12 protein-coding genes are annotated in these 15,636 nt (G+C 72.2%); 7 read left to right on the top strand and 5 right to left on the bottom strand.

The window, feature by feature from the left end; genetic code table 11:
• Positions 1-90: 90 nt before the first annotated feature.
• The 5 genes from ACFYYB_RS40350 to ACFYYB_RS40330 all read left to right on the top strand — a co-directional run bounded on the left by ACFYYB_RS40350 (position 91) and on the right by ACFYYB_RS40330 (position 4,482).
• Positions 91-1,080, top strand: coding sequence for an alpha/beta fold hydrolase (locus tag ACFYYB_RS40350; RefSeq protein ID WP_389443388.1), 990 nt, complete (start codon positions 91-93; stop codon positions 1,078-1,080).
• 158 nt (positions 1,081-1,238) lie between these two features.
• Positions 1,239-1,679 carry a hypothetical protein gene (locus ACFYYB_RS40345; RefSeq protein ID WP_389443386.1) on the top strand — a complete coding sequence of 147 codons (441 nt, stop codon included), beginning with the start codon at positions 1,239-1,241 and terminating at the stop codon, positions 1,677-1,679.
• Between the two features lie 94 nt (positions 1,680-1,773).
• A complete protein-coding gene (locus ACFYYB_RS40340; protein ID WP_389443384.1) occupies positions 1,774-2,892 on the top strand; it encodes a hypothetical protein in 1,119 nt (372 codons plus the stop codon).
• 238 nt (positions 2,893-3,130) lie between these two features.
• A complete protein-coding gene (locus ACFYYB_RS40335) occupies positions 3,131-3,319 on the top strand; it encodes a hypothetical protein (protein ID WP_389443382.1) in 189 nt (62 codons plus the stop codon).
• Between the two features lie 62 nt (positions 3,320-3,381).
• On the top strand, positions 3,382-4,482 hold the full coding sequence (locus ACFYYB_RS40330) for a hypothetical protein (protein WP_389443380.1): 1,101 nt from the start codon (positions 3,382-3,384) through the stop codon (positions 4,480-4,482).
• A 132-nt stretch (positions 4,483-4,614) separates the two neighbouring features.
• On the opposite strand, the gene ACFYYB_RS40325 is transcribed toward ACFYYB_RS40330, so the two are convergent.
• Positions 4,615-5,157, bottom strand: coding sequence for a sugar O-acetyltransferase (locus ACFYYB_RS40325; protein WP_389443378.1), 543 nt, complete (start codon positions 5,155-5,157; stop codon positions 4,615-4,617).
• A gap of 229 nt (positions 5,158-5,386) precedes the next feature.
• On the opposite strand from ACFYYB_RS40325, the gene ACFYYB_RS40320 reads away from it, so the two are divergent.
• The gene (locus ACFYYB_RS40320; RefSeq protein ID WP_389443376.1) at positions 5,387-5,707 is read left to right on the top strand and encodes a restriction endonuclease; all 321 of its coding nucleotides are present in this window, start codon (positions 5,387-5,389) and stop codon (positions 5,705-5,707) included.
• Between the two features lie 89 nt (positions 5,708-5,796).
• On the opposite strand, the gene ACFYYB_RS40315 is transcribed toward ACFYYB_RS40320, so the two are convergent.
• The 3 genes from ACFYYB_RS40315 to ACFYYB_RS40305 all read right to left on the bottom strand — a co-directional run bounded on the left by ACFYYB_RS40315 (position 5,797) and on the right by ACFYYB_RS40305 (position 10,927).
• On the bottom strand, positions 5,797-8,730 hold the full coding sequence (locus tag ACFYYB_RS40315; RefSeq protein WP_389443374.1) for a discoidin domain-containing protein: 2,934 nt from the start codon (positions 8,728-8,730) through the stop codon (positions 5,797-5,799).
• Between the two features lie 264 nt (positions 8,731-8,994).
• Entirely contained in the window at positions 8,995-9,486 is a 492-nt protein-coding gene (locus ACFYYB_RS40310) for a hypothetical protein (RefSeq protein ID WP_389443372.1), read from the bottom strand.
• Positions 9,487-9,568: 82 nt separating this feature from the next.
• A complete protein-coding gene (locus ACFYYB_RS40305) occupies positions 9,569-10,927 on the bottom strand; it encodes an MFS transporter (RefSeq protein WP_389443370.1) in 1,359 nt (452 codons plus the stop codon).
• Between the two features lie 71 nt (positions 10,928-10,998).
• On the opposite strand from ACFYYB_RS40305, the gene ACFYYB_RS40300 reads away from it, so the two are divergent.
• Positions 10,999-12,024, top strand: coding sequence for a GlxA family transcriptional regulator (locus ACFYYB_RS40300; RefSeq protein WP_389443368.1), 1,026 nt, complete (start codon positions 10,999-11,001; stop codon positions 12,022-12,024).
• A gap of 109 nt (positions 12,025-12,133) precedes the next feature.
• On the opposite strand, the gene ACFYYB_RS40295 is transcribed toward ACFYYB_RS40300, so the two are convergent.
• Positions 12,134-15,520 (bottom strand): S8 family serine peptidase, encoded by a 3,387-nt coding sequence (locus ACFYYB_RS40295; RefSeq protein WP_389443366.1) that lies wholly within the window; start codon positions 15,518-15,520, stop codon positions 12,134-12,136.
• Positions 15,521-15,636: the final 116 nt, after the last annotated feature.

Raw genomic sequence — 15,636 nt, 5'->3', positions numbered from 1 at the left:
GCCAGATTGGCAACGCCGCTCGCGTCGGGAGCCCGCCCCGCCGCATGATCGGTGGGCAACCGAGACGGCCCGTGAAACCGAGGAGAAGCCATGCACCAGCCCGCGCCGGATACCGGCCCGCGCCACCGGACCATCGAGGCACCTCCAGGCCGGCTGCACCTGGTCGAGCAGGGCGCCGGTCCGCTGGTCCTGCTCGTGCACGGCTTCCCCGAGTCCTGGTACTCCTGGCGCCACCAGCTCCCGGCCCTCGCGGCCGCGGGGTACCGGGCCGTGGCGCTCGACGTCCGCGGCTACGGCCGCTCCTCGAGGCCTGCCGCGGTGGACGCCTACCGGATGCTCGACCTGGTGGAGGACAACGTCGCCCTGGTGCACGCACTGGGCGAGGAGAAGGCCGTGGTCGTCGGGCACGACTGGGGCGCCGGCATCGCGGCGACCTCCGCCCTCCTCCACCCCGAGGTCTTCCGCGCGGTCGGACTGCTGAGCGTTCCCTACGCGCCGCCCGGAGGCCCCCGCCCCACCGAGCTCTTCGCCCGGATGGGCGGCGACGAGGAGTTCCACGTCTCGTACTTCCAGGAGCCGGGCCGGGCGGAAGCGGAGGTGGAGCCCGACGTCCGGGGCTGGCTCGCGGGCTTCTACGCCGCCCTCTCCGCCGACACCATGCCCGCCCCGGGCGAGCCCGACCCGCACTTCGTGGTGCGCGCCGGCGGCCGGCTGCGCGACCGCTTCCCCGTCGGCACACTGCCCGGCTGGCTGACGGAGGACGATCTCGACGTGTACGCGGGGGAGTTCGAGCGCACCGGCATGACCGGCGCCCTCAACCGCTACCGCTCGATGGACCGCGACTGGGAGGACCTGGCCCCGTACGCCGGCGCCCCGATCGAGCAGCCGTCCCTGTTCATCGGCGGCTCCCTGGACGCCTCCACGACCTGGATGGCCGACACGATCGAGGCCCACGGCACCACCCTCCCCGGACTGTCCTCCTCCCACGTGCTCGACGGCTGCGGGCACTGGATCCAGCAGGAGCGTCCCGACGAGGTCAACCGCCTGCTGACCACCTGGCTCGCTTCCCTCGACGGCTGAATCGCGCAGGGGAAACCGTTCTTTCGGCCGACGAAGACGTCCACCGGACCCGCAGGCCCGACCACACGGCCCGCACTTGTCGTGCGTGGGCCACCACCAGCGGTCTCACGGCGCGGCCCCGGTGCACGGGGTGGCGACAGGGCAGGTAGTTTGCTCGGATGAGTCTCCTTGATGATGTGGCCGAGCGCGACAACTGGCAGTGCTGGGTGTGTGACGAACCCGTCGACCCCGACGAGTCGGTGAACGACCCGCGGGGGCCCAGCGTCGACAGCCGGACCACCGACAAGAAGGCCAAGGTCGCGGAGCGGCTCGCGCACCGCGGGTGCAACACCCGCAAGGGCGCGGTCAAGGTGGTCATCGCCTGGCCCGACCGCCTGTACGTGGTCGAACCCGCGCCGCTCATCACCGTGGCCGAGAGGCTGGAGCGCAAGGGCGGCCGCGAGATGGTGGGGCGCTGTCCCACCAAGAAGGACGCCCAAGAGGCGGCCGACTGGCTGGTGGACCGGTTCTCCCGACTGGTACCGGGCCTCCCGGTGACCGCGGACATCCAGGCCGGCGGCGGCCAGTTCCTCGTCATCCTGTCCACCGGCCGCCGCTGACCGCTGCCGCCCCGCCGGAGGGCCCGCGCCTGAGGCAGGGGCGTTAGCCTCCCAGGGGATCGGCAGCACGCCGGTTCCCTGGGAGGGACGCATCATGGCTGACGGGCAGGACTGGGAGCAGCGGAACCGGGCCGCGTACGGGACGGTGGCGTGGCGGCGGGCCGTACTGACCTGCGGCGCGCTGGTGGTGTGGCACACCGGCTACGACAACCGGCCCGTGCCCGGCCCGCCCGGACCGCGCCCCGGCCGCCCCGACGCACCGGACGGCGCGGGGTTCACGTCGCAGTGGATGCCCGTCGTCGCGCTGCTGGCTCTCGCCGCCTGCCGGGCCGCTCGCGAGGCGGACGTCCTGGTCGACGACGTGGAGCTGTCGGCGCTGGTCGGCTGGGTCGACGGCGCGTACACCGGGCGCCTGCACGAGGGCCCGCTGGAGACCGGCGAGCCGCGGGGGCGCACCGCGGCGGGATGGCTGGACCTCGTCGGTGGCGAGAAGCGCCGGCGCCGTGCCCACGAGGTCCTCGACGCCCACATCGAGGCCCACATCGAGGCCCGCAGTGCGGAAGACGCGGATGCGGAAGACTCGGATGCGCAGAAAGTGGATGCGCAGGAACCCCGTGACGGAACGGGCCCGGTTCCGTTGACGATCGGGGATCGGGCCCGCGCGGTCCGGGCCGCGGGGATCGCGGATCTGGAACCGGAATGGGCCGGCGACGTGGCCTACGCCCGCGCGCGGATCGACCGGCTCGCGGCGGCCCTGAGCGGCGGCCTCTGGACGCCCGACCGGCCGCACCGGGCCTTCGCCGGGATCCTGTACGTCACGCTGACCGCCGCCCCCGACTATCCGAGCCTGCCCGAAACGGCGCCCGGCCCCATCTGGGTTCAGCGGGTACTGAGGATGCCCCACATCACCTCCACCGTCCTCACCCTCACCGACCTGCCCGAGTTCGAGCTGTTCGGCCCGAAGGGCGACTCGGGAGACCCCCTGGGCAGCGCGGTCGGCGCCGTCGCCCACCACGCGGCGCACTCGCTGGCAAAGCCGGCAGCCGACCTGGAGCAACTGTGGACGGCCCGCCCAGCGGACCAGCCCGTGACCCTGTGGGAGCGAACGCACCTTCCCCCACCGGTGCGCGAACAGATCCTGGCGGTGGAGGCGGTCACGCAGGAGCTCTCCACGCTCCTCCTCGACATCGCCCGCCCCGGCGCCGGCCGGTAGCCGGCGGACCGGGTCCGCAGGCGGTACGGGCGAACGCCCCACGTGCCGGACCGGCGGAGCACACGATTCCGGCACGAGCCGCGCTGGGGCTGATCCTCAAGGAGGATCCGCAGACCCGGCTCGACGAGGCCGTCCGCGCCGTACACGCCGGGGAGGCGTACGTATCCAGCCGGCTCGCCGGTCGCATCTGCGCGGGCAGGTCTTCCGGCTAACGGTTCCGCTGATCGCGATCGTCGACATGAGCCTGCGGCTGCCGGGAGACCCCGAACCGGACGGGGCCGTCGCCACGCACACCTGGAGTGCCGTACGCATCGCGGCCGTTGTCGCCCGCGCGCTCGTGACGGCCTGGGCCCTGCACACCACCCTCCGCGCGCGGCGCGGTGCTGCCCGGGGCCGAGAGATCACCGCCGGCTACCCCGTGTCATGATTCGAACATGGTTCGAGGGGTGGACCATTGTCGACCGATCGCAGATCAATGGGGGCTTGGGGATGGGCGCGGGTACGGAGCCGGACGGTTCTTCCAGATCCGACGAGGAGTGGGAGAGGTTTCTGCGCGAGTCGGTGGCCGGTACCGCCGACGCCCCCAAAGAACCGTCCGCGCGAGCCCGAGCCGTGGCGAGGAGGCTCCGCTCGGAACCCGCGGCCGGCCCGGCGGGCTGGCGCAGCTACACGCCCGCGCGGCCCAAGCGGCGCACGGGCCGGTACGCGGCCGGGCTGCTGCTCTCGCTGGCGCTGCTGGTGGTGGCCCTCGCGCCGGAACGGGTCTTGGACCTGTTCGACGGTGCGGAGTCCCACTCCGCACCGCTGGCGGGTGAAACCGCCCGCCCGACGCAGGCGCCACCGGCCACGGCCGCCGAACGCCCCACCAGGGAAGAGCCGTTCCGCGGCTCACCTGCGGAGAGCTGGGCGAGCGGGGAGGCCGGGATCAGCGTGCCGGAGGCAGCCGCCGTCGGCCGGATGAGTGCCGCCGAGGTCGAACGGGACCTGACGCGGAGCCGGGACTTCCTCGTCGCGTCCAACTTGGACCCCGGGGTGCTGCGGGGCGAGCACCCCGAGAAGGCGATCGCACTGATCAACCCGCACCAGAAGGACGTCCAGAACCTTCTGGCGACCGCCTTCCGCAGCCCGAGCGAGGGGAACGACCCCGTCTTCCTCTTCAGCCGCTTCCAGCCCTCCCACGCCCGGTTGGTGGGCGACGTGGTGAAGACCCGGGGCCGGCTCACGTACCAGGAGGGCGAGCACGGCGGGCTCCAGGTCACCGCCGACGTCACCTTCGTCTACCCGGTCACCCGCGCGGGCGAGGGCGGCGATGACGACATCGTGCGCACGATCGTCCGGCGCGAACTGGTCTTGAGCTGGGACAACCCTGACAAGGTGCTCACCGCGCCCGGCACCTTCTCGGTCGTCTCGTACAAATACAGCATGACCAACGGCGGCTGCGGCGCCCCCACCGGGTACCTCACACCGCCCTTCGGCACGGACGGCCGAACGACCGAGCCGGGCACGGAGGTCGACCCGTACGACCGCGCCGGACCGGTCGTACGGGGCGAGTCCTCCGTGGACGAATGCGCAAGGGCGACGCGGTCCTGACGGGCGTCGGAGCCGACCTTCACCCGGGTTCCGAAGGTCGCGGTGCCCGCGTTGCCCGTCGAGGTGTGGCGGAACATGGTGCCGTCCGGGAGGCGGCCGTGCACGCGCCCGCGCGCGGATGTCCGCCGGGCGTCACCAGCTTCGGTTCACGGTGGCCTTGCCGCCGGTGACCAGGCTCGCCGGTGGAACGTCGTCGGCCACGACGGCGCCGGCGGCGATCACGGAGTCCCGGCCGATGGTGACGCCGGGAAGGATCGTGGCACCGGCGCCGATCCATACGTTCTCCGCCACGTCGATGGGCGCGCCGGTGAGGTAGAGCCGTCGCTCCTCGGGATCCACGGGGTGGCCGCCGGTGATGAACGTGACCTTCGGGCCGACCATCACGCGCTCGCCGAGCCGGATGCCGGCGTAGTCCAGGAACGTGCAGTTCTGGTTGATGAACACCCGCTCGGCGAGTTCCAGGTGCAGGCCGTGGTCCGTGTAGAAGGGCGGATAGATCGTGACCCTCGGTGGCAGCGGCTTGCCGAGGATCTGTTCGAACAGGCGCGCCTTGCCGGCTTCGTCCTCGAACGGCAGGACGTTCAGGCGCGAGGTGAGTTCGGTGACCCGCAGGACCCTCTCGGCCATGGCCTTGAACTCGGCGCTGTGGATACGCATCAGACGATCGCTGGACATGCCGCGATCCTTCCGGATGGAGCGCCGACCGGCAAAACCGGAAAGTTCCCCGTGACACCCATCCGATGGGCTCCCCTGTTCCGAAGGAGGAACGGGAACGCTGTGAGCGCTTCCGCTGTGAGGACTGCCGCCCGCCGGAACGAGGACGGCAGGGCGCCGAAACGGGAAGAGGGCTGTGATGGCCGGTACGGGGTTCGTGCACGATCCGGGTGGAGAAGTAGGGCATGGCATGCCGGTGGACCGGGAGGTCCACCTGCGGCTCGCGGCCGCGGTACTCGGCTGGACCGCGGCGACGGTGCCGCCCGCCGGGGACGTCGACCTGGCGGCGCTCGAACTGACGGGTCACGCCCGGGTGCTCCAGGACGAGCTGATCACCCGGGCCGCCGGACTGAGGAGCAGATCCGAACACGGGGACCTGTCGGCCTGCTCCCTGGCGGATACCGGTCGCCGCCTGTCGGCGGCGTCCTCGGGGCGCGGGGCCCTCGCCGACGCGCAGGGCAGGGCCCGGCTGGTCCAGGGCCTGCACCAGCTCCTCGACCGCCTGGAGTGACACCTCACGCCCGGCCGCCCCCCCCACGCGCACGGACGGCCGGCCCGGAGGGAGCCGGGCCGGCCGTCGGTATGGGGTGCGCGGACGCGCTACGAGCTGTACGCCTCCAGTTCCGACAGCTGGCCCGCGGGCCAGCCGGTGTTGCCGGTGAAGGTCAGGCGCAGCTGGCGGACACCGGACGGGGGAAGCGTGACGGTGACCGTGTTGGAGCCCTCGGTGAAGGTGTAGGCGGCGGAGGCCTTGAGCGTCGACCAGGCCGCGTTGTCGGTGGATCCGAGCACCGCGAGGGTCTGGCCGCGGGTGCCCCAGGAGGCGGGGAGCTTCAGGACCAGTCGGCCGACGGTCTGGGTGGAGCCGAGGTCGACGGTGAGCGACTGGGGGAAGGCGTTGTTGTTGCTCTCCCAGTAGCTGCCGGGGTTCCCGTCCGTGACGTTGGCGGCCACGTAGCCCTGGGTGTGGGTCGTGTCGGTCGCGCTCTTGCCCTGCGCGAGGTTGGTGCCGGCCGGCGGGGTGGTCGGCGGGGGAGTGGTCGTCGGCGGTGTGGTCGGGGTGCCGTCGGCCGGCGCGTAGACCTCGAACTCGGAGATCTGTCCCGCCGCCCAGCCGGTGTTGCCGGTGACGTTCAGCCGTACGTAGCGGACGTCGGCCGGGTCCAGGGAGAGCGTCGCGGTGTTGCCGGAGGCGGGGTTGAAGGTGACGCCGGCGGAGGCCCGCAGGGTGGACCAGGCCGCGTTGTCGGTGGATCCGAGCACCGCGAGACTCTCGGTCCGCGTGGCCCAGTCGGAGGACGGAGGCAGCTTGAGGGTGACCTTGCCGATCCGCTTGGTGGCACCGAGATCCACCGTGAGGGTCTGCGGGAAGGAGTTCCCGTTGCTCTCCCAGTAGGAGGAGGCGTTGCCGTCGACGGCGTTCGACGCCGTGTACGACTGGACGGCCGAGGAAGCGGTGGCCGGCCTGCCCTGGGCGAGGTTGCCGTTCGGCGGGGTGGTGGGAGGCGTCGTCGGCGGGGTCGTCGGCGGCGTGGTGGGAGGCGTCGTGGGCGGGGTCGTCGGCGGCGTGGTGGGAGGCGTGGTCGGGTTGCTGGGAACACCGCCGTTGGTCCACACCGGCGCGGGCCACAGCCCGGAGCAGGTTTGCCCCGTGTTCCAGCCGGAGTTGCCGCCGCCGTCGGTGATCTGGAGTCCCGCACCGATGCAGTTGTGGATCGGGGTCGCCGACTGGGCGATGTTCTTGGCGGTGACGCCGGTGAACTTCGCGGCGAGGTTGGACTGCGCCTGGATGGCGTAGGTCCCGGCCCCGTCGATGTTGACGTTGGTGAACTCCACCCCGCTGATCGGTCCTTCGATCGAGTGGATCGCGGCGTAGGAGGAGTCCAGGATGTCCGTGTCGGAGATCTTGATGCTGGCGCCCTGCACGGCCTCGTTCAGGCCGGAGAACCAGATCGCGCCGACACCGAAGTTCCAGTTGAAGTCGCTGTTCCCGGTGCGGATGAGGGTGTTGCGGGCGGCGGTGATGGTGCCGGCCACCGCGGTGCCCTTGCCGGAGTTGACCCCCGGGTAGCGGTTGGCGATGTGCAGGCCGCCGCCGTTGCTGATGGTGTCGGACATGACGTTGTCCGAGATGGTGAAGTCCTTGCCGCCGTACGTGACGATGTTGTTGGCGAGGATCGGCAGGACGACCGTGTTGTGGTCGAAGCTGATGTTGGTGTTCGGCTTGTCCTGGGGCCAGGACGCCAGGCCGTCGTCACCCGCGTTGCGCACGAACGTGTTGGTGACTCGGGAATTCGTGACACCGGTGTGGAAATTCACGCCGTCCGCGGTCATGTCGAGGAAGCGGCTGTTCTGGATGGTGAAACGGTCCATCGGACCGTCCATCCAGGCGGCGACCTTCACGTGCTGGATCCAGAGGTTGTCCACCGTGGAGTTGGACATCGCGCCGCCCAGCGCGTTGACCTGGTCGTCGTCGATCCGCTCGCGGACGTCGCCGATGATCGCGAAGTCCTTGAGGGTGACGTTCTTGCTGGGTCCGTTCGCCTCGTGCGACCGGACCGGCCCCGTGTAGCCGCCGCCGGGGACGTACTTGCCGTAGAAGCCGGCGGCGCGGTTGCGGTTCACCGGGTCGCGGCCGCCGAAGACGGAGTACCAGGGGCCCGCGCCCTGGACCGTGACTCCGTCGACGACGACGTGGTCGTAGAGGGTGTAGTTGCCCGGGGGGATGTAGACCGTCTTGCCCTGGGCCTGCCCCGCGTCGACGGCCGCCTGCACGCGGGCCGTCGAATCGGTGGCGCCGCTCGGGTCCGCGCCGAAGTCGGCGACGGCGTCGAGCGCCCCGGCCGGCTTGCCGGTCGCGGGGGCGACCTGCTCGAAGTCGGCGAGGTCGATGGTGAAGGTGGGCGACTGCGCGGTCGAGGTGACCTGCACGCGGATCTTGGTGCCCGCCGGATAGGTGGAGCCCAGCAAGGTGCGCGACTCGTCGTAGAAATGGTGCGGGTTGGTGTCGCCCGGGTTGTTGTTGAAGGGGTAACCGCCGTAGTACCAGCTGTACTTGGAGGTCACGGGCAGGGTCTTCACCGACTGCCCGTTCGCCCGTACGTCCAGGGTCGCGTCGCGCCCCTTCCCGTCGCCGGTGTCCGGGAGGCTGTAGCGCAGGGACATCGCGTTGGCGGGCTTGGTCAGAGTGAACTCGACGTACTGGCCGACGGCGTTCAGCGTCACGGCCTGCCGGCCGGACGCCTCCGAGGGGAGATTCCCGTAGAGCCGGTCGGGGCCGACGAGCGCGCCGTTGGTGGCCGCGTACTCGGCCTCCAGCTCGGTGAACGGCACGCTCGCGCCCCGCCCGGCTATGCCGACCGGAGACGGCGCGGGTACCCCGGCGGCGTGCGCCGCGGGGGCGGCGCCGAAGGTGAGGGCGGTCAGGCCGGCGGTTCCGGTCAGGGACAGGGCCAGGAAGACGGCGCTGGCCCGCCGTCTGAGGGAGCGGACTTGCTCGGGCGTCGGGGGATTGCTCTGTGGGGGCTGGGGCACGGGCACGCACGTCCTTGCGGCTCGATCGGCGGGAGCGGAAGTGGCTCAACCCGGGACGCTACGACTCCACATGGAGGAAGTCTATGATCCTGCGCAAAAAACAGACGCGAGGCCGCAATTAGCGTCCTCTTAGGGGGTTCTGTGTGCGTGTCAGGTCCGGGTGGGCATGCTCCAGCCCATGGACACGCCGGGAGTCGAGTGTGAGGCGGGGCCCAGCACCGGGCCCGGCACCGAGACCGGTCGGCGGGCTCTCGGCGACAGGGCTCAGGAGGAGGCGAGGAAGTCGTAGTAGCCCGCGCCCGCGACGAGTACCGACGTGAAGGAGCGGGGGAACCCGGCGGCGTCGCGGTGGACTTCCTGCGAGGTCCGGCGGGTGAAGCCGAGCGAGACGCCGGGCACGATCAGGCTCTCGGTGTCCGGGGCCGTCACCGTCCAGCCGCGCTCGCGCACCCGGCGGAGGATCTCGTCGGCGGGGTCGGCGAACACGTCGAGGCCGTCGAACAGAACCCGGGTCGTCGTGGCCTGCCCCTCACCCGGCCACCACAGTTCGACCGCGTCGAGGCGGCCCTCCCCGTCGAAGGAGGCGGTGTAGCCCACCCCGTCGAAGGAGCCCAGCGCCCGCCGCTCGGGGCGCCCCGGGCGCGGCCCGATCACCCGCGGCTCGCCCCACGGGGCCACGGCGGCCATCGCCTCGTCGAAGGCCATGCCGAAACGCAGGGGGTGCACCCGGTGCGGCGGGTCGAGGATCAGGTCCATCGTGTTCTCGTTCTCCGGCGGGTCTGTTCGAGGCCGTCGCAGCCTATCGACCGGCCAGGTCCGGCCAGGTCCGATCAGCGCGTCAGCGCGTCAGTGGCGCCGGTTCGGCGCTGTCGGCGCCAGTGACGCGGCGCAGGGTGCGGATGGCCGGGATCGACAGCAGTGCCACACAGCCGGCCAGGCAGGTGCCCGCCGAGACCAGCAGCAGTGTGCGAGGAGAGGCCAGCTCGGTGGCCGGGCCCGCCAGGATCTGACCGAGCGCGATGCCGGACACCGAGCCGGCCAGCTCGTACGCGGTGACCCGGTTGAGGACCTCAGGTGGCGTGTGGGTCTGCACGCTGGTCGCCCACATCACCGACCAGAACGCCCAGGCCCCACCACCGAGGACGTGGCCCGCCAGCAGCACCGGCAGTCCGGCGCCCAGCGCCACGCAGAGCGGCAGCACCGCGAACAGGACCATGGCCAGCGCGCCCGCGGCCAGCGGCCGGGCCGGACGCAGCCGCATGGCCAGCAAGCCGCCGAGCACCGTTCCGACACCGAGGAAGGAGACGGCCAGGCCGTAGGCGTTCGGGCCGAGCCGGGCCCCGATCACCGCCGAGCTGAGCGGCACCAGCGGGCCGAAGAGCAGTACGCCGTACGCCACCCAGATCAGGATCACCGCCCACATCCAGGTGCGGGAGCGGAACTCCCGCCAGCCTTGGCGCAGGTCGCGACGGAGCGAAACCAGCTTGGCGGCGGCCGAGCCGGCGCCGGCCGGGGCTTCCTCGGACGCGGCGGCGGGGGAGAAGCGGATGAGCCCCAGGCACAGGGCGCTGAGGACGAAGGTGCCTGCGTCGATCGCGTAGACCGTCCCGGCGCCGGTGAGCACGATCAGCAGTCCCGCCAGGGCCGGGCCGAGCAGTTGGGCGAGCGCGTCGGCGACCTTGAGGGTGGCGTTGGCCCGTTGCGGTTCCCGTGCGACCAGCGGAACCATGCCGTTGACGCCCGGCTGGAACATCGCGACCGCCGCGCCGGCCACCGCCGCCATGGTCACCAGCAGCCAGAACGGTGGTGTCCCGGCGAAGAACGCGGCAGCCAGCACGCCCTGGGTGACAACCCGGACGAGGTCTGCACCCACCATCATCCGGCGCGCCCCCACCCGGTCGGCGAAGACCCCGCCGAACAGGACCAAGAGGACGAACGTGCCGGTCCAGGTGCCGAGCACCAGGCCGACCCCGGAGATCCCGTACAGCGGGCCGACCGCGAGCGCGGCGGCCACCGGCATCATCGCGTCGCCGACCAAGGAGACCGCACGGGCGGTGAAGTAGAGCGTGAACCGGCGGTCCCACAAGGAGGCCCCGGCGCCCGGCGGCTCGGTCTGCGCCGCTTGTTTCCGTGTCTGCGTGTGTGTCTGCGTCTGGGGGTCTGTCTGTTGCTGCGCCTGTGCCTGTACGTTCGTCACAGTACGATGCTGGACTAGACCAATCTCCTCGCTCCAGTGTCCCGAACGACATGATGGGGTACTTTCGCGCCATGACGTCTCGTCCGCTGCCGAAGTCCCCGGCGCTCCACCGGGTCGTGGCCGTGCTGCAGCCTCCGCAGTCGACCTTCCCGCTGGCCTGCGCGACCGAGGTGTTCGCCGACCACAGCCCGGCCATCCCCTCCCGCTACGCGTTCGAGGTCTGCACCGAGCACCCCGGCCCGGTACGGACCCAGGCCGGGTACGACCTCCTGGTGCCGACGGGCCTGGACGCCCTGGAGCGCGCGGACACGGTGCTGATCCCGGGCTGGCAACAGCCCGCCGGAACCGAGGTGTCGACCACGCTGATCGAGTTGATCCGGCGGGCACACGGTCGCGGTGCGAGGGTCGTCGGCATCTGCTCGGGCGCCTTCGTGCTCGCCGCCGCCGGACTGCTGGACGAGCGGCGAGCCGCCACCCACTGGGCCCAGGCACCGGAACTGGCCGCCCGGTTCCCGCGGGTCCGGGTCGATCCCGCCGTGCTGTACGTGGACCACGGCGACGTCGCGACCAGCGCCGGATCGGCCGCCGGAGTCGACCTCTGCCTCCACCTGGTACGCACCGACCAGGGCGCCGCGTACGCGATGCGGATCGCCCGCCAGATGGTGATGCCCCCGCACCGCGAGGGCTGCCAGCTGCAGTACGCCGAACTGCCCACCTCCGGGCCGGTGGCGGACTCGCTGGCCCCGCTGCTGGAATGGCTGACCGGGAGGCTGGACCAGCCGGTCAGCGTCGACGAGATGGCGGTCCGCGCCCAGGTCTCGGCCCGCACGCTGACCCGGCGCTTCACCGAACAGTTGGGGATCAGCCCCGGACGCTGGCTGCTGGACCGGCGGATCGCCGCCACCCGCGCCCTGCTGGAAGAGACCGACCTGCCCGTGGAAACCATCGCGCACCGCGTCGGCCTCTCCTCGGCCGTCAACCTGCGCCGACGCTTCCACGAAGCCCTGCGCACCACACCCGCCGCCTACCGGAGGGCCTTCCGGGCGGACGGGGCGGGGAGCCTCCTGTCCGCTCAGAGCCCTCAGGGCCCGGGCTGAGACGACCCGGCACGACAACGCGTACCGCCCGCCCGCCACGATGCGTGGCGGGCGGGCGGGTAGGCAGGCGTCCGGTGGCAGGTACAGCCGCCGGCTCAGGGAAGTGGGATCACTTGCCGAGGTAGGCGTTGACGACCGTGACCGCGGAGACGTTGCCCTGCTTGTCGGTGACCTGGGCCCGGAAGGAGATCCCCTGGTTCTTGGCGGGGTTCCGGACGGAGAACGCGCCGTCGGTGACCTTGACCTGCTTCCAGGTCGCGCCGCCGTCGAGGCTCACGGAGATCGTCAGCGACTTGAGGTTTTTCCCGGAGGCCGCGCCCTGCACGGTCACGGGGATCCGGGTGACCTTGCCCGCCGGAGCGCGGGAGGCGGTGTCGAGCGCCGCGTCGAAGCGCACCGTGGAGACCGGGAGCGCGGTGTGGGCGGCGACCTGGCCGGAGCGGAAGGTGAAGCTCGTGTCGATGCGGGTGGAGACGGCCGAGACGTCCGTGGACCGCTCGACGGAGGTGGTCAGCCGGTACTTGGCGGCGGCGCCGTCGACCGTGAAGGGCTCCCAGCCGCTCAGCGGGTCCGCGTTCTCGGCGACCTTGACACCGTTGCGGTACAGGGTGGTGGTGGTCTTGGTGAGCGCCGATGAGCCCGGGTGGCCGGCGCCGTCACCGAACAGGGGCACCGCGCCGGTGATGGTCTGCTTCCCCGTCTCCGGGTCGGGTGCGCTGCGGAACACGCCCAGGCCCTTGCCCAGGACCGGTCCGAAGACCCCGGTGTTGAAGGTCTCGCGGTACGAGGAGCCGGCCTTGTAGCGCTTCGGCTCCAGGGAGGCCTGGTCCGCCTCGAGGCGCTGGTCGCCGTCGGCGTTCGGGGCGCCGAGCTGCCAGAACCCGCTGCGCCAGGTCGCGCCGTCGAGGGCGGAGAGCAGGAGCGTACGGGTGCCGGGAGCGGGCTGGACGGCCCCGTAGAAGTCGCCCTGGGACATGCCGGGCAGGGTGGGGGCGGCGTAGGCGTAGCCGGACTTGCCGCGGGCGGACGCGCCCATCTCCACGGAGAGCTTCGCCAGCTGCGCCGACTTCAGGTGCTTCTGGTAGCCGGTGGCCAGACGGTTCGTCACGCCGCCGAGGGCGACGTTGTACTGGGAGGCCGGCGCCTTCAGGAAGGTCGCGAGCCAGCTCTGCGTGAGCGAGCCGTCGGTCACGGCCGGCCCCATGTGGGCGGAGCGGAACCCGGTGTACCCCTTGGGGAGGACCCAGCCGTTGCCGAGGTGGCCTTCGCCGACCTTCTGCTGGTAGTACGGCAGGGCGAAGTCGGCCGTGGCCAGACCGGGGACGGTGATGTCCACCGGCTTCGCGGTGCGCGCGTCGACCTTGACCTTGGTGGTTCCGGTGACCTCGAGTCGCGGCTGGACGAGCCAGTCCACGCCCTTGGTGAGGTCCGAGCCGTCCTGGTACACGGCGCCGTGGAGGGCGTAGGTGCCCTTGGGCAGGCGCAGGGTGCGGGCGCCGGTCTCGTTGCTGATGCCCTCCCAGATGCCGTCGGCGGCGCCGCCGATTCCGAACAGGGAGTGGGCGAACTCGCGGGCGGGGCGGCCGTCGCGGTCGACCGTCGTGATGGTGACGTCGTACGCCTCGGCCTCACGCACGGCTGCCGCGCCCGAGCGCACCGACTGGCCGCCGCCGGTGGCGGTGACGTAGGCGGAGAAGGCGCCGTCGACCTCGCCGAGCCGGGTGTCGGCGGCCAGGGCGACCTCGGCCCGGCCCCCCGCGGGCACGGTCACCTTCTTGGCGCCGAGCACGAAGAACCCGGCCGGGGCGGGCTTGCCCCGGGAGTCGGTGCCCGTGACCGCGAGGTCGAGGGTGATGTCGGTCTTGCCGAGGTTGCGGTAGGCGATCTTCTTGGTGAGCGGCTTGTCGTCGGCGTGCGGCCACTTGGCCGTGCCGAGGGACACCGACGGCTGCTCGGTGATCACCGTCTGGGTGAGGGCCTTGTCCACTTGCACGCGGCCCGTGCCCTGCTCCTGGACGCCGGCCGCGCCGGCCTTCGTGGAAGCGGTCAGCGCGCCCTTGAGCTCGGTACCGGTCCAGCCGGGGTTCTTCTGCTTGAGCAGCGCCGCGGCTCCGGCCACGTGCGGAGTGGCCATGGAGGTGCCGTTGAGCACCAGGTAACCCGGCACGGGATGCTGGGCTCCGGGATCGGTGTCGAGCGTGCTCCCCGCGGCGGCCGCGGCGGCGATGCCGACGCCGGGCGCGGTGAGGTCGGGCTTGACCGCACCGTCGCCGACGCGCGGGCCCCTGCTGGAGAAGTCCGCGAGGACGTCCTTGCGGTCGACGGCGCCGACGGTCAGGGCGGCGTCGGCGCTGCCGGGCGAGCCGACGGTGGACGCGCCGGCGCCGTCGTTGCCCGCGGCGATGGCGAACAGGACGCCCTTCTCCGCGGACAGCCGGTCGACGGTGGCCTCGACCGGGTCGACGCCGGGGAAGTCACGGCTGCCGAGGCTGAGGTTGACGATGTCCGCACCCTCGGCGACGGCCCACTCCATGCCCGCGATGACGGCGGAGTCGCTGCCGTAGCCCCGGTCGTCGAGAACCTTGCCGCTGATCACCTTGGCGCCGGGCGCGACGCCCTTGAGGAGTCCGCCGGACGCGGCCCCGGTGCCGGCCGCGATGGAGGCCACGTGGGTGCCGTGGCCGACCCGGTCCGCGGTGTCGGGGGAGTCGGAGAAGTTCTTCTCCCCGATCACCTGGGTCTTCAGGTCCGCGTGGGTCTTGTCCACACCGGTGTCCAGGACGGCGATCTTCACGCCCTTGCCGTCGAACCCGGCCTGCCAGGCCCGGTCGGCGCCGATCTGCTTGGTGCTCTTGTCCAGGCTCGCCCGGCGCACGCCGTCCAGCCAGACCTTGCCGATGCCGGCCCCGGCGGTCCGGGCGCCACGCGCCGTGGGGTTGGTCAGGGCCTCCCAGACTTTCGCGGCGTCAGCGGACGACGCCTGGACGGCTTCGGCGTTGACGGTCTGGAGGGCACGCCCCGCTCCCTTGCCGGCGGCGGACCGCAGCTCGTCTCGGGCCGCCGCGGCGGCGCCTTCGTACTGGACGATCAGGCCGAGTCCGTCGCGGTGCAGCGTGCGCAGGATCGGGTCGGCGAGCGTGGTGACGTCGAAGAGGCGCCGGTCCAGCTTGCCGGAGGCGAGCAGGGCCTGGGCGTCGGCCGGCAGGACCAGCGTGCGGCCGTCGGCGCGTTCGATCTGGACCGGTACGCGTTCACGGCCCTTGGCGGGTTCGAAGCGGACGAGCGCGCCGCTGCCGTCCACGGTCACCCGGTCGCCGGTGATCAGCGTGACGGTCACGGGGGTGCCCGTGGTGGCGGTGGGCGGGGTGTCACTCGTGGGGGAGGCGGCCGATGCCGCTCCCGCGGGGCCGGTCAGCCCCGTGCTGAGGGCGACGACGGCGGTGGCGAGGGCGAGGGCCCCGGCGGCGCGTCGAGCCCTGTGCGTCCGTATGAACAACTCTGCTCCTGTGAAGGCGTGCACGGCGGCCGGAGCCGTGGTGCGTGCCCCGTCGTGTGGCGTACGTGGCGTACGCGGTGCGTGCGGTGGCGTTGGGGTGACGCCGGGCGCCGGGC

Source organism: Streptomyces sp. NPDC002886, assembly GCF_042888445.1.
Taxonomy (GTDB): Bacteria; Actinomycetota; Actinomycetes; order Streptomycetales; family Streptomycetaceae; genus Streptomyces.
Note: the sequence above shows the minus strand (reverse complement) of the source record. Positions and strands in the feature narration are given on the sequence as shown.